Annotated in this window: 26 protein-coding genes; 10 read left to right on the top strand and 16 right to left on the bottom strand. The window is 69.1% G+C overall.

From position 1 onward, the window contains the following. Position 1: 1 nt before the first annotated feature. The 5 genes from GNX95_RS06180 to GNX95_RS06160 form a co-directional block, all read right to left on the bottom strand. Complete coding sequence (locus GNX95_RS06180; RefSeq protein WP_163506161.1) at positions 2-1,585, bottom strand: sugar ABC transporter ATP-binding protein; 1,584 nt, start codon at positions 1,583-1,585, stop codon at positions 2-4. After that, complete coding sequence (locus tag GNX95_RS06175) at positions 1,582-4,275, bottom strand: glycoside hydrolase family 172 protein (RefSeq protein ID WP_222853421.1); 2,694 nt, start codon at positions 4,273-4,275, stop codon at positions 1,582-1,584. The genes GNX95_RS06180 and GNX95_RS06175 overlap by 4 nt, the downstream gene beginning before the upstream one ends. Positions 4,276-4,408: 133 nt before the next feature. Next, on the bottom strand, positions 4,409-5,329 hold the full coding sequence (locus tag GNX95_RS06170; protein WP_163506159.1) for a hypothetical protein: 921 nt from the start codon (positions 5,327-5,329) through the stop codon (positions 4,409-4,411). Further along, complete coding sequence (locus GNX95_RS06165) at positions 5,326-5,652, bottom strand: PadR family transcriptional regulator (protein WP_163506158.1); 327 nt, start codon at positions 5,650-5,652, stop codon at positions 5,326-5,328. The genes GNX95_RS06170 and GNX95_RS06165 overlap by 4 nt, the downstream gene beginning before the upstream one ends. Before the next feature lie 108 nt (positions 5,653-5,760). Then, a complete protein-coding gene (locus tag GNX95_RS06160) occupies positions 5,761-6,903 on the bottom strand; it encodes a coiled-coil domain-containing protein (RefSeq protein WP_163506157.1) in 1,143 nt (380 codons plus the stop codon). 481 nt (positions 6,904-7,384) lie between these two features. Here GNX95_RS06160 and GNX95_RS06155 point away from each other — a divergent pair, with 481 nt between their 5' ends. Further along, positions 7,385-8,608, top strand: a complete 1,224-nt coding sequence (locus GNX95_RS06155) for a hypothetical protein (protein WP_163506156.1) — start codon at positions 7,385-7,387, stop codon at positions 8,606-8,608. Here GNX95_RS06155 and GNX95_RS06150 read toward each other — a convergent pair. Beyond that, entirely contained in the window at positions 8,575-9,981 is a 1,407-nt protein-coding gene (locus tag GNX95_RS06150; RefSeq protein WP_163506155.1) for an FAD-dependent monooxygenase, read from the bottom strand. The genes GNX95_RS06155 and GNX95_RS06150 overlap by 34 nt on opposite strands. 51 nt (positions 9,982-10,032) lie before the next feature. On the opposite strand from GNX95_RS06150, the gene GNX95_RS06145 reads away from it, so the two are divergent. The 3 genes from GNX95_RS06145 to GNX95_RS06135 are packed head-to-tail and all read left to right on the top strand — an operon-like array spanning position 10,033 to position 11,562. Continuing rightward, the gene (locus tag GNX95_RS06145) at positions 10,033-10,233 is read left to right on the top strand and encodes a helix-turn-helix domain-containing protein (RefSeq protein WP_163506154.1); all 201 of its coding nucleotides are present in this window, start codon (positions 10,033-10,035) and stop codon (positions 10,231-10,233) included. A gap of 5 nt (positions 10,234-10,238) precedes the next feature. Beyond that, complete coding sequence (locus GNX95_RS06140; protein ID WP_163507876.1) at positions 10,239-10,709, top strand: Clp protease N-terminal domain-containing protein; 471 nt, start codon at positions 10,239-10,241, stop codon at positions 10,707-10,709. A 10-nt stretch (positions 10,710-10,719) separates the two neighbouring features. After that, a complete protein-coding gene (locus GNX95_RS06135) occupies positions 10,720-11,562 on the top strand; it encodes an amidohydrolase family protein (RefSeq protein ID WP_163506153.1) in 843 nt (280 codons plus the stop codon). Here GNX95_RS06135 and GNX95_RS06130 read toward each other — a convergent pair. From GNX95_RS06130 to GNX95_RS06120, 3 genes are read right to left on the bottom strand one after another with little or no spacing between them, the layout of a single operon-like run. Next, a complete protein-coding gene (locus GNX95_RS06130; RefSeq protein WP_163506152.1) occupies positions 11,559-12,017 on the bottom strand; it encodes a dihydrofolate reductase in 459 nt (152 codons plus the stop codon). The genes GNX95_RS06135 and GNX95_RS06130 overlap by 4 nt on opposite strands. Next, positions 12,018-12,815, bottom strand: coding sequence for a thymidylate synthase (locus tag GNX95_RS06125; protein WP_163506151.1), 798 nt, complete (start codon positions 12,813-12,815; stop codon positions 12,018-12,020). Between the two features lie 17 nt (positions 12,816-12,832). Further along, positions 12,833-13,270 (bottom strand): MerR family transcriptional regulator, encoded by a 438-nt coding sequence (locus tag GNX95_RS06120; protein ID WP_163506150.1) that lies wholly within the window; start codon positions 13,268-13,270, stop codon positions 12,833-12,835. A 23-nt stretch (positions 13,271-13,293) separates the two neighbouring features. Between GNX95_RS06120 and GNX95_RS06115 the strand changes: the two genes are divergently transcribed. After that, entirely contained in the window at positions 13,294-14,718 is a 1,425-nt protein-coding gene (locus GNX95_RS06115) for an MFS transporter (protein ID WP_163506149.1), read from the top strand. Here GNX95_RS06115 and GNX95_RS06110 read toward each other — a convergent pair. Genes GNX95_RS06110 through GNX95_RS06100 form a run of 3 tightly spaced genes read right to left on the bottom strand, consistent with a single transcriptional unit; the run spans position 14,702 to position 16,244 of the window. Continuing rightward, positions 14,702-15,355 carry a class I SAM-dependent methyltransferase gene (locus tag GNX95_RS06110; protein WP_163506148.1) on the bottom strand — a complete coding sequence of 218 codons (654 nt, stop codon included), beginning with the start codon at positions 15,353-15,355 and terminating at the stop codon, positions 14,702-14,704. The two genes, GNX95_RS06115 and GNX95_RS06110, sit on opposite strands and share 17 nt — an antisense overlap. Continuing rightward, positions 15,342-15,878 (bottom strand): TetR/AcrR family transcriptional regulator, encoded by a 537-nt coding sequence (locus GNX95_RS06105; RefSeq protein WP_163506147.1) that lies wholly within the window; start codon positions 15,876-15,878, stop codon positions 15,342-15,344. The genes GNX95_RS06110 and GNX95_RS06105 overlap by 14 nt, the downstream gene beginning before the upstream one ends. Further along, positions 15,879-16,244: a winged helix-turn-helix transcriptional regulator gene (locus GNX95_RS06100; protein WP_222853419.1), complete on the bottom strand. Its 366-nt coding sequence runs from the start codon at positions 16,242-16,244 to the stop codon at positions 15,879-15,881. Between the two features lie 49 nt (positions 16,245-16,293). Between GNX95_RS06100 and GNX95_RS06095 the strand changes: the two genes are divergently transcribed. From GNX95_RS06095 to GNX95_RS06085, 3 genes are all read left to right on the top strand, one after another. Then, complete coding sequence (locus GNX95_RS06095) at positions 16,294-16,440, top strand: hypothetical protein (protein ID WP_163506145.1); 147 nt, start codon at positions 16,294-16,296, stop codon at positions 16,438-16,440. 184 nt (positions 16,441-16,624) lie between these two features. Then, the gene (locus tag GNX95_RS06090) at positions 16,625-17,515 is read left to right on the top strand and encodes a hypothetical protein (protein WP_163506144.1); all 891 of its coding nucleotides are present in this window, start codon (positions 16,625-16,627) and stop codon (positions 17,513-17,515) included. Positions 17,516-17,560: 45 nt separating this feature from the next. Beyond that, on the top strand, positions 17,561-18,130 hold the full coding sequence (locus GNX95_RS06085) for a hypothetical protein (RefSeq protein WP_163506143.1): 570 nt from the start codon (positions 17,561-17,563) through the stop codon (positions 18,128-18,130). Here GNX95_RS06085 and GNX95_RS06080 read toward each other — a convergent pair. Genes GNX95_RS06080 through GNX95_RS06070 form a run of 3 tightly spaced genes read right to left on the bottom strand, consistent with a single transcriptional unit; the run spans position 18,120 to position 19,312 of the window. Continuing rightward, positions 18,120-18,521, bottom strand: coding sequence for a hypothetical protein (locus tag GNX95_RS06080; RefSeq protein WP_246281521.1), 402 nt, complete (start codon positions 18,519-18,521; stop codon positions 18,120-18,122). The two genes, GNX95_RS06085 and GNX95_RS06080, sit on opposite strands and share 11 nt — an antisense overlap. Then, on the bottom strand, positions 18,518-18,934 hold the full coding sequence (locus GNX95_RS06075; RefSeq protein ID WP_246281520.1) for a MarR family winged helix-turn-helix transcriptional regulator: 417 nt from the start codon (positions 18,932-18,934) through the stop codon (positions 18,518-18,520). Before GNX95_RS06075 ends, GNX95_RS06080 begins: the two co-directional genes overlap by 4 nt. Positions 18,935-18,961: 27 nt before the next feature. Further along, on the bottom strand, positions 18,962-19,312 hold the full coding sequence (locus GNX95_RS06070) for a DoxX family protein (RefSeq protein ID WP_163506142.1): 351 nt from the start codon (positions 19,310-19,312) through the stop codon (positions 18,962-18,964). A gap of 61 nt (positions 19,313-19,373) precedes the next feature. On the opposite strand from GNX95_RS06070, the gene GNX95_RS06065 reads away from it, so the two are divergent. Further along, entirely contained in the window at positions 19,374-20,264 is an 891-nt protein-coding gene (locus GNX95_RS06065) for a LysR family transcriptional regulator (protein ID WP_163506141.1), read from the top strand. Positions 20,265-20,394: 130 nt separating this feature from the next. Continuing rightward, positions 20,395-22,362, top strand: a complete 1,968-nt coding sequence (locus GNX95_RS06060) for an elongation factor G (RefSeq protein WP_163506140.1) — start codon at positions 20,395-20,397, stop codon at positions 22,360-22,362. Here the strand turns inward: GNX95_RS06060 and GNX95_RS06055 are convergent. Further along, complete coding sequence (locus GNX95_RS06055; protein WP_163506139.1) at positions 22,337-22,765, bottom strand: protein-tyrosine phosphatase family protein; 429 nt, start codon at positions 22,763-22,765, stop codon at positions 22,337-22,339. The two genes, GNX95_RS06060 and GNX95_RS06055, sit on opposite strands and share 26 nt — an antisense overlap. Between the last annotated feature and the right edge of the window lie 10 nt (positions 22,766-22,775).

Genomic DNA, 22,775 nt, shown 5'->3' with positions numbered 1-22,775 from the left:
ACTACAAGTCCTTCCGAAGGCTCGGAGCCGGGATGGCGCTGGACACTGTCTGCCGCGCCATCGCCGCCTCGAGGATCTTTTCCTGTGTCGCCTCGTCCCTGGTCAGCTCGGCGGTGATCCGGCCTTCGCAGAGCACGACGATCCGGTCGCACATGCCGAGCAGCTCCGGCAGCTCCGAGGAGGCCATCAGGATGCCGGTGCCGGCCGCCGCGAGCTTGTTGACCAGCTCGGAGATCTCCGCCTTGGCGCCGACGTCGATGCCGCGGGTCGGCTCGTCCAGCAGCAGCACCTTCGGCTTGGTGAGCAGGCACTTGGCCAGTACGACCTTCTGCTGGTTGCCACCGGAGAGGTTGGCGACCGTGCTGTTCAGGCTCGGTGTCTTCACCCGCAGGCTGGTGACCTGCTCGGCGACCGCGGTTCGCTCCGCCCTGGCGTCCACGCCGGACCACTTCCGGAACTGGCCGAGCGCGGCCAGGCTGGCGTTGAACCGTACGGTGTTGCCGAGCACCAGGCTCTGCGTCTTGCGGTCCTCGGCGACCAGCGCGACACCGCGCCGGATCGCGTGGTTGGGCGATTTCGCCTTGTACGGCCTGCCGTCCAGCGTCAGCGCGCCGCGTACGGAGCGGCCGAAGACACCGAAGACGGCCTCCAGCACCTCGGTGCGGCCGGCCCCCATCAGGCCGGCCAGGCCGACGATCTCGCCGGCGCGTACGTCCAGCGACACGTCGTGCAGCGCGACCCGGCCGGCGCGCGGATCGGCCGGCAGCGACAGGTCGCGTACGGTCAACCGCTCGCCGCCGGTGGGCTTGCCGTTGGAGCGCTGGAAAATCTCGCCGATCGGCCGGCCCACCATCATCCGGATCAGCTCGGCGCGGTCGGTGGCCGCCATGTCCCGCGTGCCGATGTAGCCGCCGTCGCGCAGCACGGTGACCCGGTCGGCGATCTCGTACAGCTCCTCGAGCCGGTGCGAGATGTAGACGACCGCGACGCCGCGCGCGACCAGCCGGCGGATGACCGCGAACAGCAGCCGCACCTCGGCGTCGGCCAGCGCGGAGGTCGGCTCGTCCATGATCAGCACGCGGACGTTCAGCGACAGCGCCTTGGCCACCTCGATGAGCTGCTGCTCGGCGATCTGGCAGGTGCGCACCAGCCGCCGCGGGTCCAGCCGCAGGCCGAGCTCGGCCAGCAGCTTGCGCGACTCCTCGTACATCACCGGCCGGTTGACCGTGCCCCAGCGGGTCCGCGGCTCGCGGCCGAGGAAGATGTTGTCCGCGATGGACAGCTCCGGCACCAGGTTGAGCTCCTGGTGGATCATCCCGATGCCGAGCGACTGCGCGTCCTTGGGATGGTGGATGTCGGCTTCCTCGCCGGCCAGCTCGATGGTGCCGTCGTAGTCGGTGAAGACGCCGGACAGGATGTTGCACAGGGTCGACTTGCCGGCGCCGTTCTCGCCGAGCAGGGCGTGCACCTCACCGGCGCGTACGTCCATCGACACGCCGGTGAGCGCGCGGACACCGGGAAACTCCTTGGCGATGCCACGCATCGCCAGGATCGGTGACCCGGTTCCTCGGGTTTGTGATGTCATGTCGCGAGCTTCAGGTCCAGGTAGTCGATGCCGGCGAAGAATCCGGTCGCGGACGCGTTCTTGCCGGTCACGGTCATGGTCAGCCGGTGGGTGCCGGCGGCCAGCTGGTGCTGGCCGTAGGGGAGCGGCGCGGTGATCAGCACCGCGTTGGCGTTGAAGGCGTCGTACGGGTCCCCGATCGTCTGACCGTCCAGAGCGAAGGTCACGATGCCGTAGTCGACCGCTTTTGTCAGCACCATCGACAGGTCGTACGTGCCGGTCGTGCTCACGTTGAACTCCAACACGGCGTTGTTGGGTGCCGAGTGCGGTGTGAACCACATCTGGTTGCCGTTGGACCAGTGGATGCCGCAGCAGTCACCCTGCGGCCCGATCGGCGCCGTCGAGGACACCACCGGCATGTTCTCCGCCTCGACCCGCAGCTTCGCGCCGCTCACCGCGCTCACCTGCGCCGACAGCGGACCGGTGTGGCCGGCGGCGTCCACCGCGCGTACGCGGTAGTACCAGGTCTGCTTGGTGCCCAGGTCGGTGTGGCTGAAGGACAGCAGCGGGGTCGTGGTCAACAGCGTGTCCTCGTTGGCGGCGAAGTCTGGCTCCGTCGAGGCGAAAACCTGGTATCGCGGTGCGTACGTGTCGTCGGTCGCCGGCTGCCAGCTCAGGTCGATGGCGTTCACGTCCGTGCCGGTGGCCGTGGCGGCCGGCACCGCGGCCGGCGATCGAGTGTCCACTGTGGACGGCAGGACCGACACCGCCGCGTACGAGGCGGCCGTCCAGGCCGGCGCGCCGGCTGTCGGCGTGAGCGTCACGGTGATCGACGACTTTCCGGCGGTCAGGGCAGCCGGCAGGTCGTACGAGTCGTCCAGCCAGCGCGCGCCCGGGTTGCCGAGCGGCTGCAGCCAGGTGCCGGCCGCGACGCCGTTCACGCTGACCGCCGCGCTCTGGTAGCCGTCCTTCTGGTCGGACGTACGCCGCAGCTCGACGCCTCTGTTGTCGCGCGAGATCGCCAGCTTGAAGCTGACCGGCGAGGTGGCCGCGCGCACCTTGCGCGTCACGGTTGGTTGCGGCACGTCGTAACCCTCGTACGTGCCCGCCACCGCCGTCGCGGCGGCGCCACCGGTGTAGCCGTGCGCCTTTTCACTGTTCTGATCGCCGACCGTGACCGCATCGGTCCACTTCAGCGTGCGGTTGTCCTGCGCGTAGTAGTAGGTGGTGGAGCCATAGACGGCCGGGTCGCCGTCATAGCCGCCGTGCTCGATGCCGAAGCGGACGGACGAGCCGTACTGCGGACCCTCGGCCAGCATCAGCCGGTAGGCACCGGTGCAGTCGTACACACAGCCCAGGCCCTGGATCTCGTGCGCAGGGTTGCCGTTCATCGGGTCGGTGTCGACGCCGCGGTTGAAATACCAGCCGGACTCGTAGAAGTCCTCGGTGCCGGTGCCGTACATCTGCGGGGTCACCGAGCCGTCCACGAACAGCCGCTCGTCGCCCTCCAGGTAGCCACGCCCGTTCGGCGGGATCAGGCCCTCCATGGTCTGCGTGACACCGACGATCCGGCCGCGGCCGGTGGTGTCGACGAAGGTGTGGTCCTGGCCGTTCTTCTCGATCGTACGGTCGCTGTACGCGTGAAAATAGCCGGCTGAGCTGTCGAAACGTGCCGCAGCGGTGGTCACGGACAACTGCGCGCTGCCGATGTCGACCAGCGAGCTGTTGTTGCGCAGGGTGATGGTGGCGTTGGACCGGTACGGCATCTGCCACCAGGCGGTCATCGTCTTGGTCGCCGGGTCCATGCCGAACATCAGCGCGCGGACCGGATAGAGCCCCAGGCCGCTGCCGAAGAACTCGCCGAGCGGCGCGTCGACCGTACGGCGGCCGTCGAAGCTGATCTGCAACCGCGTGTTGCGGATGATCTCGTCGGAGACGGTGATGTCGGTGGTGTTGGCGCCGGGAGCGGCCAGCTGCGGGATCTTGACCGAGATGGCGGTGATCGCGCCGGATCCGGAACCGGCCGCGACCGTCTTGCTGGCTCCCTTCGGCAGGCTGACGGTGGTCGTACGCGTGCGAGCGCCGGCCTGCGCCGGCTTCGGGTCCGCGGTGCCGGCGGCCTTGAGCCTGGCGATGACGTCCTCGGCCTTGTCGCTGGGGTCGAAGGTCGAGATGCCGCGAGCGTCGGCGAACGTCCGGTAGGTCACGTGGTAGTAGACCGGTCCGTGCTCGACGGTGACGCGCATCGAGCTGGTGAACGGCATCGGCACCTTCACGTACACGCCGCCGGAGGACTGGTCGGCGTTGGCGACCAGCGGATAGACGAACGGCGCGCCCTTCTTGCCGTTGACGATGTCCTGCAGCGAGCCGGAGAGCACGGTCTTGCCGTCCAGCTCGACGGTGATCGCGCCGGTGGCGGTCACGTTGCCTTCGTCGCGGGTGAACCAGATCGAGTCGATCTCGCCGGCGCCGGAACGCTCGGCGATGACGCAGCCGGCCGAGGTCGTACGCAGGCACCACGAGTTGCCGTCGCCGTTGCCGCCGCCGCGGTCGAAGCTGGAAGACTGGAGCGTGCGGCCGTCGCCGGAGATGTCGGTCAGCCGCTCGGGATGGCGGTAGGTGTCCCAGCCGACCGGTCCGTGCGACGGAGCGCTCGCCGCCGCCGCTGGCATGCTGGCTGGCGCCAGTGCGGCGGCGACGGTGAGCAGCACGGCGGCGATTTTAGCGGTCAAACGAGGTGCGGACTCACATGTGCCTCGCATCCAGGCTCCTCCTCGCGCGTTCCAGCCGCCGCTCCTGCCGAGCAGCGGCTAGAAATCGATTTCCGGAGGTTAGTGAGCCAGATTACGCCGTGTCAAGAGCCGGCACCCGAGCCTGGTCCGTACGCCGGCCGGCACCGGCCAGATAGGCCAGCCCGAAGACCGTTGCCGGGATCAGCAAGAACGGCAGGAAGAACAGCTCATCGACGACCATGATCGTGTGGCTGCCGATCGCGGTGCTCGAGTCGAGCGGGTCAACGAGCAGGAGCACCGGCCAGAGCAGCGCGTACGCACGGGACGCCTCGGCCGCGCTGCTCGTCAGCAGGCCCGCGACCAGCACCCCAGCGACCCATGCCGCGATTCCGCCGGTCACCGCCACGAGGGTCGCGGCGAGGTCGCGGCCGATGCGGCGCAGGGTCACAAGTCCCCAACCGGCCAGCCACAGGACGGCAGCCCAGACCACCGTGCCGTACACCATGGCGTACGGCATGCCGACAGTCACCCACGGCAGCATGTAGTAGGCGGGTGCGAAGGCGAGAGCGGCAATGGCCAGGACCGCCGTTGTCCACGTCGCGACCTGCGGTCCGCCGGCGTGCGGCGATCGGCGACCCAGCCGCCGGCCAAGGAAGCCGAGTGGCGTGCCGATCAGCAGCAGTGACAGGCCGACATACCAGTCCGTGCTGGCGGCTCCGCCGGCTGACGACATACCGATCGTGATCGCGATGAGCAGAGCGAAACTGAGCACCGCCGCACCGATCGGCACAGCCACCAGCACGACAGCGGATCCGACGTGGCGACCGGCACCGCTCGGCGCCACGCCGAGGTCGCGGTCCGTACGCGCCAGGGCGAGGCTGGTGGCGTAACGGAAGGCCTGCCAGGGATGGTCGCCGATCTCATGCAGCTCGGCCTGCCATTCGGCGACGGCATCCGCGCGCTCGGCCTCCGGCCACCGCCGAGCCGCGGCCTGGATCGCTCGGCCGGTCAGCTCTCGCAGCAGGCGGCTCACCACGCGACCCTCGCGAGCTTCGTTTCGGTGCGAGCCGGCCGCGACTCCCGCTTCGCCGTCGCGCGCGTCGCGTTGCGTACGCCTTCGGGCGTGAGCCGGTAATAGCGCCGCGGCGGCCGGCCCTCGGCAACCGGATCGATCTCCTCCCAGCGCGCCTCGACCCAGCCGGCCTTTCGCAGCCGCAGGAGGATGGGGTAGAGGCTGCCGCTGGCCAGACCGGTCAGCTTCATCAGCTCGAGCCCGTAGTGGTCGGCGTCGGCATCGGTCAGCATCGCGGCGAGTACGCGCTCGACCGCGACCGTTATGCGTATGTCACTAGCCATGTGCCGCACTCTACATAGGGTCGACCTAGATCTCTACATAGGGGTGCGGAGTGAGCGAGGGTGGCACTCTGACGGTGGATCGTCAGAGTGCCACCCTCGCGTCGGTTGTCAGCGAGCCTGCGGTGCCGGCGCGTGTGCCTGCTGCTGGACCTGCTGCGTGGCCGGAGCCGGACGCTGCGGCTGCTGAGCGGCGGCCTGCGGCTGAGCGGCCGGAGCCTTCTGCTGGGCCTTCTGCTGGGCCTTCTGCTGGGCCTCCGGCGTCGCGCCGTTGGCCTGCTGCTGGTCGGCCGGCGCGTCCGGCAGGGTCGCCGGGTCGACGCTCAGCTCCTCCGGGACGGTCTGCAGCAGCTCGCGGACCGAGCCGAACTGTCCGACCAGCGTCGCGCGTACGTTCATCAGCTGGTCGACGACCGACTTGGCGTGGGCGATGATCCGGTCCGACTCGGCCTTGGCCGCGGCCCGCTGCTGCTCGGCTTGCCGCTGGGTGTCGGCGAGCAGCTTGGCCGCCTCGGCCTTGGCCTGCTCGACGCGCTGGCGCGCCTCCTCGATGGAGGACTTCTCGCGTGCCTGGTGCGCCTTGTCCGCCTCGTCGCGCCGGCGGGTCATGCTGGCATCGAACTCCTCCTGCAGCTTCTGGTGCTGCTGGCGAGCGGCGGTCAGCTTCTCGGTGGCGGCCTTGTCGGCCGCGGCGATCTTCTCGGCGGCCGCCTTCTCCGCGGCGGCGGTCCGCTCGCGGGCGGCCTTGTCGGTGTTGGCGGTGGTCTCGGCGGCGTACTTCTCCGCGGCAGTACGCTTGTCGGCCGCGTACTTGTCGGCGGCGGCGGTCTTCTCCGCGGCCGCCTTGTCCGCGTCCGCGACCAGCTTGGTGGCCTTCTGCTCGGCGGCCGCGACGATCGCGTCGGCCTTGTCGCGCGCGATGGCGTCACGCGAGTCGGCCTTGGCGCCGACCTCCTTGGCCTTGGCCAGGATCTCCTTGGCCTCGGTGTCGGCCAGGTGCAGGATCTGGCCGACCCTGGCGCCGAGGTTCTCGTACGACGGAGCCGTGGCGGTCTTGAGCTTCTCCTTCAGCGCGTCGATGTCGGCCTGCGACTCGCGCAGCTGCTGCCGGGCCTCCTCCAGCCGGTGCAACGCGCCGTCGCGGTCGGCGACGGTCGCGCGGTACTGCGTCTCGATCCGTTGGAAAGCGGTGGTCACCTGATTCCGGTCGAAGCCGCGCAACACCACATCGAAGGTGCCCGGCTTCTCCTGCATCGGGATCAATTCTGTCCGCTGCTCGGACATTCATACCCTCCAGGGCAATCGCTTCTGGCGCCACTCCGACGCCACTGTCGTGGGCAGGTCACCACCGCAATGACCGGGCTCGGGAACAGGCGTGGGCCGAGAGGTCGCTGACGGCATTGGCCAGGTCGCACGATCGTACCGAGAGCCGAAGCCGCGATATGTATATGTTGATATAGGTGCTTTCTATAGCAAGCCTGGCATTTTACCGCAGCGGCCCGCGTGCGGAGCGGTGTCCGGGTGGCGAAATTAGTGGGCACTCGACCTGAAATGCATCGAAATAATGCCGGCTCCGCATGACGGCGGCCGGTGAATCCGCGCCAGACAAGGCTTTTCAGTCGATGCGTGCGGCGTATCGGTGCCAGCGAAGTGTGTTCTCCGCGCAGCGCGGTCCGAAGCGGCGGGTAGCCTGCCTCCCCGTGACTGTCTCGACGAAGAGAAGCGGCGTCGGCCGGTGAGCCTGGACGTCAATGAGTCCCGAGGCCTGCTGTCCGGTCGGCGAGAGAAGAAGGCGCAGAAGGCGCGCGAGCGCGCGCAGGCGATGCTCGACAGGCAGAAAGCCGCGGTCACCGCCGCCACCTCGCCAGCACCAGCCACCATGCCAGCCACAACGACCATTCCGGCCACCGACCTGTGGCCGCTGTCCGATCCGGAGCCTTCGAGCATGTCGACCTCGACCGACACGTCTTTCTCGGACACCGCGAGCGAGTGGTCGACCGAGCTGAACTGGACGCCGATCAGCTGGGACTCGCCGTCGACCTCGCCGTCGACCTCGCCGGTGCGGCCGGCGACTCCGGCGGCCGCACCGGTCGGTCGTACGGTCCCGGAGCCACCGGCCGAGCAGCCGGTCGTGTTGGCGCCGGTCAAGCCGAGCCGATGGGACTGGCTCCGCAGCGCCGGTCCGATCCTGATCGTCAACGGCGTGAGCGCGTGGGGCCAGGCCAGCTACGCGCACGACCACCTGGTGCCGGAGAGCAGTCCGTTCTGGATCAGGTGGACGGTCGGCGCGATCGCCGCCCTGGCCGCCGAGAGTGTCGCGTTGTACGTCAACTGGCACGCACACGACGCGTTGATCCGCAAGGACAACCGCACGGCCGGCCGGCTGCGGCGGTCCGCGTACGCGATCGCCGCGATCGTCGCGAGCGTCAACTACATCCAGTTCAGCGACCACGGCACGCCGACACCGCTGGCCGTGGTGATCGCGATGTTCACGATCCTCAGTCCGTGGCTGTGGGGCCTGCACACGCGCCGCCGCCAGCACATGCAGTTGACCGCGGAAGGCGTACGCAGCGACGGCTCCGGCGCGGTGTTCTCGGCGATCCGCCGCTTCTACTTCCCGATCACCACGATCAAGGCGACCAGGTGGTCGGTCGACCACGGCGTGACCGACCCGCGCGCGGCCTGGGAGGGCTATCGGGCCTATCGGCTGCGGCTGGACGAGGAGAAGGCCGCGCGGGCCGAAAACCCCCGTCCGGCGCCGGTCGTCGACGTCGAGGAGGCCGAAGAGATCCCCGAGGAGCCGGCGGTCGAGGCCGTGGCGCCACCCCAGCCAGCACCGCGGCCGGGGCCTCGACCTCGTCGCGCGAGCAGTTGGCCGCGGATCAAGCGGGTGGTGCGCACGCGCGTACGCACCGAGAAGCGCCGTCAGCGGTCGAACCAGTACGCCAACGCGCTCTGAAGGCCGACGCTGTCCTCACCGGCCCAGGCCACATAGCCGTCCGGCCGGACCAGCATCGGCGGACAGTCGTACGTGCCCGGCGCGGCATCGACACGGTCGCGCCACTGGTCCGGAACGGGCTGATTGACCAACACCGGCCGGCCGCTGGACAGGTCGAGCGGCAGGTTGGGGACGAAGGTGCCGGCCAGCTGGTGATCCACGTCCGTCGGATAGCGCACGTCCGAGCCGTCCAGCAGCCGCCCGACGTGCCTGCGTGGATCGTCGTACGCCACGAGCTCGCCGACGAAGGTGCGGAGCGCATCGGCGTACGGTCCGGTAGCGCTGGACAGTGCGGCCTGCGCTTTCGTCTGGGCCAGTGCACGTGCGGCGACCGGCCGGCGCTCGCTCTCATAGGTGTCGAGAAGGTCGGTGCGGCCGCGCAGCGCCGCCGCCAGCTTCCAGCCGAGGTTGGCCGCATCGGCCAGGCACACCGTGAGCGCACCACCGGCCGGGAACAGGTGCGCGGCATCGCCGGCGACGAAGACCCGGCCGTCCCGATAGCGGTCAGCCAGCCGCGACTGCGTGACCACCCGCGACAGCCAGATCGGGTCGTCGACCGGCAGCTCCGCGCCGATCACGCGGCGAGCGGTGGCGTGCAGCTCCGGCATGGTCAGCGGTGAGTCGTCGGTGATCGTGCCAGGCTCGCGGATGCCGACGATCAGCACGCCCGGCTGCAGCGACATCGCCAGCACGGCACCGGCGGCCGTACGGTTCCAGCCTCGCTCGAGCCGGCCGAAGCCCGGGATCTGCCAGCCGGCGGCGGTGTAGTCACCGGTCGCCGTCGGCACCCTGAAATGACCCAAGCGCAGCACTTCCGGATCGACCGAGCCGGGGAATCCGATCCCGCACCGCTCCCGTACGACGCTGCGTCCGCCATCGCAGCCGACCAGGTAACCACAGCTCAGTGTGTACGTGTCGGCCGCGCTGGACACGGTTACATGCACCGTCTCGTCGTGCTGGAAGTCGACCAACTCATGGCCGCGGCGTACGGCCACAGCGAGCTCGGTCGCACGCCGCGCCAGCAAGGCCTCCAGCTCTGGCTGGGGCATCAGCAGGCCGGGGACCTTGCAGTCGTACAACCGCACCGGCACGTCGCCGAACGGAAACGCCGGCAGCGCCGTCATGTATCGCTGACCATTGAGCAGGCCGCGCATCGCGAGCAGCCGCACCGGCTGGCCGATGATGCCGTTGGCTTTCGGCAGCGCGCTCGGCTCTGGCCGCCGATCCAGGACAACCGGTCGGGCACCGGCCAGCGCCAGCTCGCAAGCCACCAGCAGGCCGGTCGGTCCAGCACCACATATCACCACGTCGAAGGTGTCAGTTTGAATTGACATGAGCGTCAGTTTGGATTGACAACCACAGCTTGTCAATCCAAACTGACAGGCATGGACAACCCGCTGTCCGAACAGCTCCGCTCGACCGACCCGGCCGTCGCGTTGCGCGCCGTCGGCGCGTTGCACCGGCTGGCCGAGCAGGTCGAGGCCGCCGCGGTCAGGCGTGCCAGAGAGCAGGGCTGGTCGTGGGAACAGATCGGCGACGCGCTCGGGGTGTCCCGGCAGTCGGCACACGCGAAGCACGGAAAGTGAGTGAGATGGTGGACGCGTACGGCGGCAAACAACCGTTCACGGTGGTGATGAAGGCGGCGCTGCACGAGGCGCGGCGGCGTGGCGACCGGCGGCTCGGCACCGAGCACCTGCTGCTCGGCCTGCTGCACGCACCTGAGTCGGCACCGGCGAAGGCTCTCGGCGTCGATCTGTCGGCCGCGCGCGAGGCGCTGGACGAGCTGGACCGGGCGGCCCTGCTGGCGATCGGCATCGACACGCGCGACTTCCAGCCGGTCGGCCAGCCGCCCCTCGGCAAGCGTCCACCGGTGTCGTCGGCCGCTCGCGCCATCCTCGGCAAGGCGGTGGGCGCGACGACCTTGCGTACGCGCCGCCTCGCTCCGAAGTTCCTCCTCAAAGAGTTGCTGGCGACGCGATCGCCGGATCCGGCCGCCGATTTGCTGGCGTCGATGCACATCGACAAGGCGTACGTTCTTTCGGCATTAGAGAAAAGCAACTAGGATCTCGAACGTGATCATCGACGTACACAGCCACTTCTTCCGCGACCACAGCCACTTCACCGAGTCGTTCGTGGCGCAGTCGTCACGTTCCCGGACCGAGCCGGTCGACCTGCGAGTCCGCTGGGAGGATTACCTGGCCAGCGCACCGGAGGGCACGCGGACGATCGTCTTCGGCGCGAAGGCACGGCTGTCCGGCCAGTGGGTCGACGACGAGATCGTCGCCGAATACGCGGCCGCGCATCCCGAGCACCTGATCGGCTTCATGGCACTCGACCCGACCCAGCCCGGCTGGCAGGAGGAGATGAAGGTCGCGCACCAGAGCCTCGGCCTGCGCGGGATCAAGCTGATGCCGATGTACGCCGGCTTCGACCCCAGCGACGAGCTGTGCGATCCACTGTGGACGTACGCGCAGGAGCACCAGCTGCCGGTGCTGCTGCACACCGGCACCACCTTCGTCTCGCAGGCACCGATCGCATACGCACGACCGGCCTTGCTCGACCCGGTGGCGACGCGCTTTCCGGAGCTGCGGATGATCCTCGCCCACCTCGGCCATCCGTACGAGGGGGAGTGCATCGCCGTCGTCCGCAAGCATCCGCACGTGTACGCGGACGTGTCGGCACTGGTCTACCGGCCGTTCCAGCTGTGGCGCGCGCTGATGCTGGTGCAGGAGTACGGCGTGTGGGACAAGATCCTGTTCGGCACCGACTATCCGTTCACCACGGTCAACGAGACGGTCGACGGGCTGCGCGCGGTCGCCGCCGTGGAGAGTCCCAAAGGCCTGCACGGCATCGACGCCGCGGCCGTCGAGTCGGTCATCTTCCGCGACACGCTGCCGCTGCTCGGTCTCGGCTAACCCCAGGTCAGAAAGCGATAGTGGAGGCCGGTGGACGACTCCTGCCAGTCGCCGACCGTGTCCGGCTCGCGGCCGATCTTCGGCGCGTACGTGTCGCCGTCGAAGCTCTCCTGGATCTCGGTGACCACGATCCGGTCCGCGTACGGGAGCGCCGCCTCGTACACGGCCGCGCCACCCATGACCCAGACGTCTCCGGACGCGGCCGCGAGCGCCTGCGACAGGTCGGCGAAGGTCTCGACGCCGTCCTGCGGCCTGCGCGACAGCACCAGGTTGCGCCGGCCCGGCAGCGGCCGGAACCGCGGCGGCAGCGACTCCCACGTACGCCGGCCCATCAGCACGGTCGCGCCAGCGGTCAGCGTCCGGAAATGTGCCATGTCCTCGGGCAGATGCCAGGGCAGCACGCCGTCACGGCCAATCACACCGTTGGACGACTGGGCCCACTCGACGCCTATCACTCACACCGCCACTGGCGCCTTGATGCCCGGATGCGGGTCATAGCCGTCGACCGAGATGTGCTCGTACGTGTAGTCGAACAGGCTGTCCGCCGGCTTCAGGCTCAGCGTCGGAAACGGCCGCGCGTCGCGCGCGAGCTGGGTGCGGACCTGCTGCTCGTGGTTGTCGTAGATGTGGCAGTCGCCGCCGGTCCACACGAAGTCACCGACACCGAGGCCGACCTGCTGCGCGATCATGTGCGTGAGCAGGGCGTAGCTGGCGATGTTGAACGGCACGCCCAGAAACAGGTCGGCGCTGCGCTGGTAGAGCTGGCAGGAGAGCCGGCCGTCGGCCACGTAGAACTGGAAGAACGCGTGGCAGGGCGGCAACGCCATCCGGGGGATGTCGGACACGTTCCACGCCGACACGATGATCCGCCGCGAGTCGGGGTTGTCGCGCAGCGTACGCAGCACCTCGCCGATCTGGTCGACGTGACCGCCGTCCGGCGTCGGCCACGACCGCCACTGCACGCCGTAGACCGGTCCGAGATCACCATCTGGCGCGGCCCACTCGTCCCAGATCGTCACGCCGTTGTCCTGCAGCCACGTGACGTTGCCGTCGCCGCGCAGGAACCACAGCAGCTCGTACGCGATCGACCGGAAGTGCACCTTTTTCGTGGTGATCAACGGAAAACCGTCGGACAGCCGATAGCGCAGCTGGTGACCGAAGATCGACCTGGTGCCGGTGCCGGTGCGATCCGCCTTGCGCGCTCCGCTGTCCAGGACGTGGCGGAGCAGGTCTTCGTACTGCGTGTCCGGCATGACCACGACCCTAGCTGCTAGCGCATCCAGAGCTGGTCCGCCTCGCCGGCCGCCAGGCTGTCCCGGTAGGTGTTGATCTTCCGGTCGATGGTCCGCAGGTTTTCCCGCACCTCGGCGAGCCTCGCCACCACCTCGGCGCGGTGCGCCTCCAGCAGCTCCAGCCGCTCGGCCTCGTTGCCGGGACCGGCGGCACACAGTTGCGCGTAACGGCGGATCGTCCGGATCGGCATGCCGGTGTCGCGCAGCTTCGTGCAGATCCGGATCCAGGCCAGGTCCAGCCGGTGATAGCGGCGGCGGCCGCTGCTCGTGCGGTCGACCGCGGACACCACCAGGCCGGCACGCTCGTAGTAGCGGAGCGTGTGGACGCTGACGCCGGTGCGGTAGGCGGCGTCAGCGATGGTCAGCCCCTCAGGTGGGATCGCCGCCGCTTCGGCTCGCTGGTTGACTTCGAGCACGCTCTCAATTCTAGCGTCGCGACATGACAGCTTCCCTACGAGCGCGAGCGGCGTCCGGCGAGCTCAGCCGCCGGCATCGCCAGCTGGTGCTGGCGATCTGCTGCGCCAGCATCGTCGTCGTGGTGATGGACATCTCCATCATCAACGTCGCCCTGCCCGCCATCCATCATGACCTGCACGCCACCGGATCCCAGCTGCAGTGGACCGTCGACGCGTACACCCTGGTGCTGGCCAGCCTGCTGCTGGCCGGCGGCTCGGCGGCCGACCGGTTCGGCCGCCGCCGCGCCTTCCAGACCGGCCTCGCCATCTTCGGCGCCGGCTCGTTGTTGTGCGCGCTCGCGCCGACGATCGGCTGGCTGATCGCCGCGCGAGCGCTCCAGGCGGTCGGCGGCACGATGCTCAACCCGGTCGCGCTGGCCATCATCGCCACCGCCTTTCCAGAACCGGCCGAGCGCGCCAAAGCCGTCGGTGTCTTCGGCTCGATGACCGGACTTTCCCTCGCGCTGGGGCCGATTCTCGGCGGCGCACTGGTCGACGGCTTCGGCTGGCACGCGATCTTCTGGGTCAACGTGCCGATCGTGGTCGCCGCGATCGTGCTGACCGCCTTGTACGTCCCCGAGTCACGCGCGGCGCGCGGCCGCCGCTTCGACCCGGTCGGCCAGCTCCTGGTGATCGTGCTGCTCGGCAGCCTCGTCTACGCGATCATCGAGTCGCGTACGTGGGGTTGGACCTCACCGGTCATCATCGGCCTGTTCGTGGTCGCCGCGCTCGCAGCGGTGGCACTTGTCGCGTACGAGCTGCGGCGCAAGGATCCGCTGCTGGAGCTGCGGCTTTTCCGCAGCGTGCCGTTCAGCTCGGCGATCCTGATCGCGCTGCTCGCACTCTGCGGCTTCGGCGCGTTTCTGTTCGTGGTCCCGCAGTATCTGCAGGACGTACGCGGTCTGGCCGCGCTGCCTGCCGGCCTCTGCCTGCTGCCGGTCGGTCTGCTGGTCGTCGTCGCGGCGCCCTACGCCGGCCGGCTGGTCGGCGTGTACGGTCCGCGGCCGCCGCTGGTCATCGCCGGCACCGCGCTGGCACTCGGCGGCGCCGGCTCGCTGCTGCTCGGACCGGCGACTCCGATGGCCTACGTGCTGCTGGTTTTCGTGTTCTTCGGTGTGTATCTGGCGATGGTGAACCCGCCGATCACCACCACCGCGATCTCCGGCATGCCGCGTTCGATGGCCGGCGTGGCCGGCTCACTCGCCTCGGTCGGCCGGCAGACCGGCACCAGCCTCGGCGTCGCGATCGCCGGCACGATCGCCGGTCCGGGTCAGCCGACCAGCACCGGCATCTGGTGGCTGGTCGGCGCGCTCGGCGTCGGCGTGGTCGCGCTCGGCCTGCTCAGCACCGGTCGTCGGGCCCGCGGCACCGCCGAGCGTGCCACCAGCCTGTTCACGCAGGTCGGATGAACTCCGCCCGCCAGCGCAAGACGTCCGGCTCGCGGATCTCCTCGATCCGGACGGGGGAGAGGCCGACCGCGAAGGCGTCCAGCTCGGCGCGCGTCAGCGGCCACGGCGGACCGTCCAACGGCTCGCCGTCCTCGCGACCGGCGGCGATCACCAGCAGCGTGCCGCCGGGCGCGACCAGCGACCGTACGCCGGCGATCGCTTTGTCCCGCAACGACAGCGGCATCGACTGCACGGTCATGCTCTCCAGCACCAGGTCGAACCGCCAACCCGGCGGCAGGTCGAGCAGATCGGCGGTCTGATAGCGGACCGAGGACCGCGGATGGCGCGCGGCGGCGTCGCGTACGGCCGTCGGCGCGATGTCGAAGGCGGTCGTCTCGAACCCCAGCGAGGCCAGGTGTTCGGCGTCGGCGCCGAACCCGCAGCCGACCACCACCGCCGTCCGGCCGTCGCCGCGCAGCCAGCGCTTTTCCGTCCACGGCACCAGAAACCGGTTGGGCTGGCCGCGGTCCCACGGCACGACGGCGGTGCCGCCGGCGGCGTCCGCGTACAGCCGCTCGAACCAGCCGGTCGGATCGTCGGCGGCCAGCGACTCGGCGGCGATCTCGCGCGCGTAGCTGTCCGGGTCAGGCTCGGTCATGAGAGGAGTAGATCAGGCCCTCGCGGAGGAGCCGCAGGAGGCGGCGCGTCGTGGCGTCGTCGGCACCGCCGAGAGCGATCCCGTTGGCCAGCCGCAGCAGGTCGTTGACCTCCAGATCGGCGCGTACGTCACCGGTCTCGCGCGCTCGCTCCAGCAACGCACCGGCCGTCGACCGCATCGCGGAGTGCCACGAGTCGGCCAACTCCGACCCGCGCTCGACCATGGCGAGATCGCGCTTGCTGACCACATGCTCGACGAACGCGCGCAGCCACTCGAAAAGCGCGTCGCCGGCCGGCCTGCCGTCGCCGAGTTTCCGGCCGTACGCGCAAAGATCCGCGACCTCGCCGGCATACACGGCGACCAGCAGGTCGCGTCTAGTGGGGAAGTGGCGATAGAGGGTCGCGTTGCCCAGGCCGGCGTGCCGCGCGATGTCGTCCAGCGGCGCGTCCGGCCCGTACTCGGCGAAGATCTCCTTGGCCGAGGCGAGCAGCGACTCGTAGTTGCGCCGAGCGTCCGCTCGCACTCAGTCGTCCGTCCCGGCGGCCAGCCAGCGGTCGGCCCAGGAGCTGAGCGCGTTGATCGCCTCCTCCAGGTCACGACCCATCTCGGTGAGCGCGTACTCGACCCGGACCGGTCGCTCGTCGATGACCGTGCGGCTGACCAGGCCCTCGTCCTCCAGCTCGCGGAGCCGGCTGGACAGCATCTTGTCGGTCATCTCCGGGATGGCCGCGCGGATCTGCGCGAACCGGGTCGCGCCGAGCAGCAGCTCGCGCAGGATCACCCCGTTCCATCGCCGGCCGATCATCTCGACGGCGCGGTGGTAGTCGGGACAGAACCTGTCACCTCGCTCGTACGGATGCGCCACGACCTCGAAGCTACCACCAGGCACGTTCCTATCCTTGGCATTGGGACTATCTAACGTATAGTCGCTATACATCGTGACTCTTGAGAGGAAGCGTGACGGCGTCAGCAGCCTCGACACCGGGACCGGTCCGTCCGCTGCGGCGCTGGAAGCGGCGCGCCACCAAGGTCGCCGAGTCGCCATGGTCGCCGAGTCGTTCGCCAATCTGCCGTCCAACGTCTGAGGAGCGTCCACTCGGCCTCTACGCGAAGTCATTGCGCGGACGACCAGCAGCCCGGTGGGTTTCCGCTCCAACCAGAACATCCCGCCGCCGGGGTGACCTTCGGCCGAGTCGTCTCGGTCTTTTGGCAGAGGTGGCCACTGTCCCGGGTCTTTAGGAAGGAAATGCCTACCAGACAGGAGCCATCATGATCAGAGTGATTCGACTCGTCGCGTGTTACGGCACGATCACCGCCGGGATTCCTTATGTGGTGCTGAAAGTCATCTGGGTGCTCGGCATTCCGGTCGGCATGACCGGCGCCAGCCACGTCGCCGAACTGCTGGACCGTGCGCACGTCGTCGGCAATGTCGTGACGATCGGCCTGGAGGTCGTGGCCATCGCGCTCGCCCTGGCCTTCACGTACGCGTGGGGTCGATCGATTCCCGGGCCGCTGGTGCTGGTGCCGATCTGGGTCGGCACCGGACTGCTGGCGCCGATCGTGCTCGGCGTACCCACCGGTGTGCTGTTGCAGCTGGTCGTCGGCGGCTCGCCGAGTCCCGATCCACAGGCCGCCGGCTGGATTTTCGCCATGGTGTATGGCGGTTTCACGGCGCAGGCGATCTTCCTGTGTGCGGCGTTCGTGCTCTACGCGCGTGAGCGTTGGGGACATGTGTTCGAACGCGCTGACGGCCGGGCGGACCAGATCCAGGTCATGCTGGCCAACGGCGCGGCGATCCCGGCGGCGGCGTACGGCGTGATCCACCTGGTGTGGACCTTCGCCGGTGACCGGTTGGCCGGACCTGCCGGTTTTGAGACGGCGGCGCAGCGTACGGCGTTGTTCGTGACCGGTGTCGTCGTCATCGGCGGAGCCGTCGGTGTGATGGCGTTGGTCCGGCAGCGTCGTACGACGGCGACGCTGACGTTGGCGTGGGTCGGCGCGGCGACGACGTTCGCGTCGGGTCTGCACGGCATCAACAGCGGCGGTGTCACCGGACTGATCTTCGAGGCCGGCATGCTGGCCGGCCTGTTGCTCGGCGTCGCCGGCCTGCTCAACCTCGCTCAGCCATGTTTGGTCGATAAGCGACATTATGTCAAGTAGCGGTTCTCGGGACGGGTCCCCGACGCTGTGCCTAGGGTCAGCGGCATGGATTCCCCTGGCGACTGGTCGATCGGTCGTGTGGCTGTCGGTGTCGGCTTTCTCGTGACGCTCATGGTGTTCGCGCTCGTGCCGTACGCCGGAGTCTCGTGTGGTGTCGGCACCCAGGGCATCTCACGGATCTGTTTCAGCGGATGGCGCGTCGTCGCCGGTGTCCCGGAGGTCTCCAGCGCCGGCAACCAGACCGCGATTGGCTTGTACGACGAGGTCCAGCGGATGGCTACGCTCGGCGCCGGTCCGCGGATGGCCGGCGTACTGACAACGTTGGTGCTGCTGGCCGGTCTTCTCAGCGTCCTGCTGCCAGACCGGCGCCGGCGCGCGCTCGTGGGACTCGCCGTGGCCGGTGCCGCTCTGGTGATGCTGATCGTGACCGCTGCCGTCGTCGCATCCAGCGCCGGCGGTGTTTACCACTACGTCGACGCCGACAGCACGTCGTGGTTCGGGATTGGCGATGGACCTGGCGTGTCCGCGAGCTTCTGGCTGACGATCGTGCTCGCATTGGTGACCTCGTGGATCGCGTTGGCCAGCCTGCGTACGGACGCCGACCTCAGTCCCTGACGGCCAACCACGGAAACGGTGCCAGATCCGGCTCGACCCAACCGGCTCTGGCTGGTGTGCTCGCCAATGTCGACGACCGGTAGAAGCGGCTCAGCAGCCGTTTGTCGAGCAGCGCCGAGTTGCGGCCGGCGAACTCGTCGAAATCGCTGGTGACGTCGTCCTGCGCGTGATGCCCGACCAGCTCGACCCAGGCTCGGCTGATCGTCTCGTGGTATTTCTGTGGCGCGCCCGCGTAACGGGCCGTACGCCGGATCCCGTCGCTGACCACGCCGACGGCCGCCTCCGTGCCGTGCCGGCGGACCGCGAGCCAGGTCAGGTGAACGTGCTCGCGATGTCCGAACCTCTCCCCTGTCGCCATCACTTCGCTCATCAGGTCGGCGAAACTCGTCACGATCCCTCCTCGATCAGTGCGTCCACGACCGCGCGGAATCCGGAGATCGTCTCGGCCGGCAGGCCGCCGAGCGCGCGGTCCTCGATGTCGGTGAGCGTCCGCCGTATCACCGCCGCGGCGGCGCGTCCGCTGTCGGTGAGCTCCACGAGCACCGACCTGCGGTCGCCGGCGAGCGTGCCGCGGCTGACGTGTCCGCGCCGCTCCAGGCGGTCCAACACGCTGGTCAGCGTGGTCGGCCGCGCTCCGGTCGCGGCACCGAGCTGCGACACCGTGCGGCCCTGGCCGTCGGCGAGGTTGGCCAGTGCGTTGATCTCGGACGCGGTCAGGTCGAGGTCGACCAGCTCGGCCGAGATCAACTGCAACGTGGCGTGCGTGGCGCGCTGCAGCGCCAGCAGTACGGATTCGGACTTCACGATATTGGATTATCCGAGATCGTAGCATCAGTGCCAAGTAGCGGTCGCCAGTGATCCGACGGCGAGCAGGAGGAAGGCGGTCGGTGCGGCGATGTTGTGGAAGACCCGCTTGCGGATGTGAATCGCGACCGCGCCAACGAAGAACAGCACGAGGCCGGTCGCGGCGGCGATGCCGAGCGGCCTTAGGCCGATCAGGCCGAGCATGAGTCCGGCCGCTCCGGCCGCTTTCAGGAGGCCGAGCGGCAGGACCGACCACGCCGGCAGGTCCAGCTCGGTGGAGTTGCGGAGGACGAACGAGGCTTTGCTGAGGTCGGCGATCGCCACGCCGGCGTTGGCGACGATCGTGACGACAGTGACGAGCACGTACGCGATGGACATGTCCTCACCTTCTCCGCGCGCTGCGCATCCCGTCCAATACCTGCGGCTATAACCTGGCCGCATGGATGTGGACACGCGGCTGCTGCGATATTTCGCGGCGGTGGCCGAGGACGGCAACCTGACGCGTGCCGCGCAGCGGTTGTACGTGTCGCAGCCGGCGTTGACCAAGCAGGTCAGGCAGTTGGAGGCGCTGCTCGGCGTCACGCTGTTCGTACGCTCGCGGACCGGCATGGCCCTCACTGAGGCCGGCCGCGCTCTCGCCGACCGCGTGCCACGACTGCTGTCCGACCTGGACGAGGTCGTGCGTACGACCGAAGGCGCGGCGAGCCGGGCGGCGAAGGTGCTGCGGGTCGGGTTCATCGCCAGTGCCGCCAACGAGGCGACGCCGGCCATCATCGCGGACTTCGGCCGACGCCAGCCCGGCTGGCGGGTGGAGATGCGGCAGGCGGCGTGGACCAATCCGACCGCCGGTCTGGCGGACGCCGACGTCGATGTGGCGATCGTCCGGCTTCCGTTTCCTGGCCAGGAAAAGCTGCGCGTGACGGAGCTGCTGACCGAGCCGCGCTGCGTCGCTCTCAGCTCGACCCATCCGCTCGCGGCGCGCGCCGAGATCGCGTTTCGCGAGCTGTGGGACGAGCCGTTCGTCGCGGCGCCACCGCAGACCGGTGCGTGGCGCGACTATTGGCTGGGCATCGACGAACGCGACGGTGAGCCGCGGATCGGCGCGGTCACCGACCAGCCGGACGAGTGGTTGAGTGCGATCGCCAACGGCTACGGCGTCGCGCTGGCGCCGGAGTCGGCGGTGCGTTTCTACGCGCGTCCCGGTGTCACCTACCGGCCGGTGACCGGTGTCAGTCCGACCACGGTCGCGGTCGCCTGGACGCCGGCGGCCGACACGAACGAGGTCGTGCGGGCGTTCGTACGGTGCTGCGTGGCAGCCGGGCAGCGCTAAATCGGTTGTCCGGCGGACCGGCCGGTGATCCAATATCGGCCGTCCCGGGTCCTGAGTTGAGGAGAGGCAATGCGAGCGGCTGTGTCCATTCAGACAGGCATTTCCACCTATCCTGAGGACACGAAGCCCTGTGACATCGCTCAACTTGGGGATCCTGGCGCATGTCGACGCCGGTAAGACCAGCCTGACCGAGCGGCTGCTCTACGCCGCCGGCGTCATCGACGAGGTCGGCAGCGTCGATCACGGCAACACCCAGACCGACTCGCTGGCGTTGGAGCGGCAGCGCGGCATCACCATCAAGTCGGCCGTGGTGTCGTTCCGGGTCGGCGAGGTCGCGGTCAATCTGATCGACACCCCTGGCCACCCCGATTTCATCGCCGAGGTGGAGCGTGTGCTCGGCGTGCTCGACGGCGCGGTCCTGGTGGTCTCGGCGGTCGAAGGCGTGCAGGCGCAGACACGTGTTTTGATGCGTACGCTCAAACGCCTGCGCATCCCGACGCTGTTGTTCGTCAACAAGATCGACCGTCGCGGAGCGCGCTGCGCCGAGACTTTCCGCAGCATCGCTGAAAAACTCGATCCGGCGGTGGTCCCGATGGGGACGGCGACCGGCCTCGGCACGCCGCAGGCCGCCTTCCAACCGCGGTTGGAGCCGACTCCGCGGCTGCTGGAGATGCTGGCCGACAACGACGACGATTTCCTTGCCGCGTACGTGAATGGCACGACGTTGCCGGATATTCGCCCGACGGTTGCCGATCAGAGCCGCCGCGGGCTGCTGCATCCGGTGTATTTCGGCTCGGCGATCACCGGCACGGGCGTCGACGCACTCACCGCCGGCATCACGGAGTTGTTGCCGGCCGCCGACGGTGCCGTCGACGCGCCAGTGTCCGCGTCGGTGTTCAAGGTCGAGCGCGGACCGGCCGGCGAGAAGATCGCGTACGCGCGGATGTTCGCCGGCACGCTCAACACCCGCGACCGGCCGCGGTTTGGCGACACAGAAGAAAAAGTCACCGGCATCAGCGTCTTCGACGATGGCGCGACCGTCGGACGGCAGGCGGTTTGCGCTGGACAGATCGCGAAACTGCGTGGCCTGGACGGCGTACGGATCGGCGACACGATCGGCGAGCAGCGCGCGATCGCCGCGTACCATTTCGCGCCGCCGACCCTGGAGACGGTCGTCGTGCCGGCGACACCGGCGCAGAAAGGTGCCATGCACGCGGCGCTGAGCCAGCTGGCCGAGCAGGATCCGCTGATCAACCTGCGGCAGGACGACAACCGTAACGAGATTTCCGTTTCACTGTACGGCGAAGTGCAGAAGGAGGTCATCCAGGCGACGCTGGCCGACGAGTTCGGCGTGGACGTGGAGTTTCGGGAAACGACGACGATCCACATCGAGCGGCCGGTCGGTTCCGGTGCGGCGGCCGAGTTTATCAAGAAGGACGCCAATCCGTTCCTCGCCACGGTCGGCCTGCGGGTCGACCCCGCTCCGGTCGGCGGTGGCGTGACCTTCCGGTTGGAGGTGGAACTCGGTTCGATGCCGTACGCGTTCATGAAAGCCGTCGAGGAGACCGTGTACGAGACGCTGCGCGAGGGACCGCACGGCTGGCAGGTCACCGACTGCGTGGTCACCCTGACCCATTCCGGTTACTGGGCAAGGCAAAGTCACGCGCACGCGACCTTCGACAAGAGCATGTCCAGCACCGCCGGCGACTTCCGCAACCTGACACCGCTGGTGTTGATGAGCGCGTTGCTGGCGGCCGGGACGGCGGTGTTCGAGCCGATGCACCGGTTTCGCATCGATCTGCCGGCGGACACGTTCGGCGCGTTGCTGCCGGCGCTGGTACGCCTCGGCGCGGTGCCCGGGACACCGCGTACGCGCGGTTCACAGTCCACATTGGACGGCCTGATCCCCGCGGCGAAAGTGCATCGGCTGCAGCAACAACTGCCGGGACTGACCCGCGGTGAGGGCGTGCTGGAATCGGCGTTCGAGCGCTATGAACCGGTGCGCGGCCCGGCGCCACGGCGGTCGCGGTCGGACCACGATCCGCTCAACCGCAAGGAATACCTGCTCCGGGTCATGCGCCGAGTGCGAACCAGCTGACCCACCGGCGCTGGCCGCGGGTTTCCACGGCGTGCCGGCGATAGTGCTGGCGGGTCCAGGCCACCGCGTCGTCGGCGGGATGGCCGGCGAGCACGGCCATGCACGCGATGACCGTGCCGGTGCGGCCGTTGCCGCCGCCGCAGGTCACCTCGACCCGCTGGCCGGTGCGCGCCAGCTCGTACGCCTTGCGGATCAGGCCGGCCGCCGCGGCATCATCGCGCGGCAGCCGGAAATCCGGCCAGTCGATCCAGTCCGAGGGCCAGTCGGGGTCGCGCCGCGCCGAAAACCGGCCGAGGCACAGGCCATAGTCCGGCAGTGGACCGGCCGGCAACGGCTGTCGCCGGCCGCGGCCGCGCACCTTCGTGCCGTCGGGAAGCGCGATCGCGCCGGCCAGCCCGTCCATTTGGCCCAGC

The sequence above is a fragment of the Fodinicola acaciae genome, assembly GCF_010993745.1.
GTDB lineage: Bacteria > Actinomycetota > Actinomycetes > Mycobacteriales > HKI-0501 > Fodinicola > Fodinicola acaciae.
Note: the sequence above shows the minus strand (reverse complement) of the source record. Positions and strands in the feature narration are given on the sequence as shown.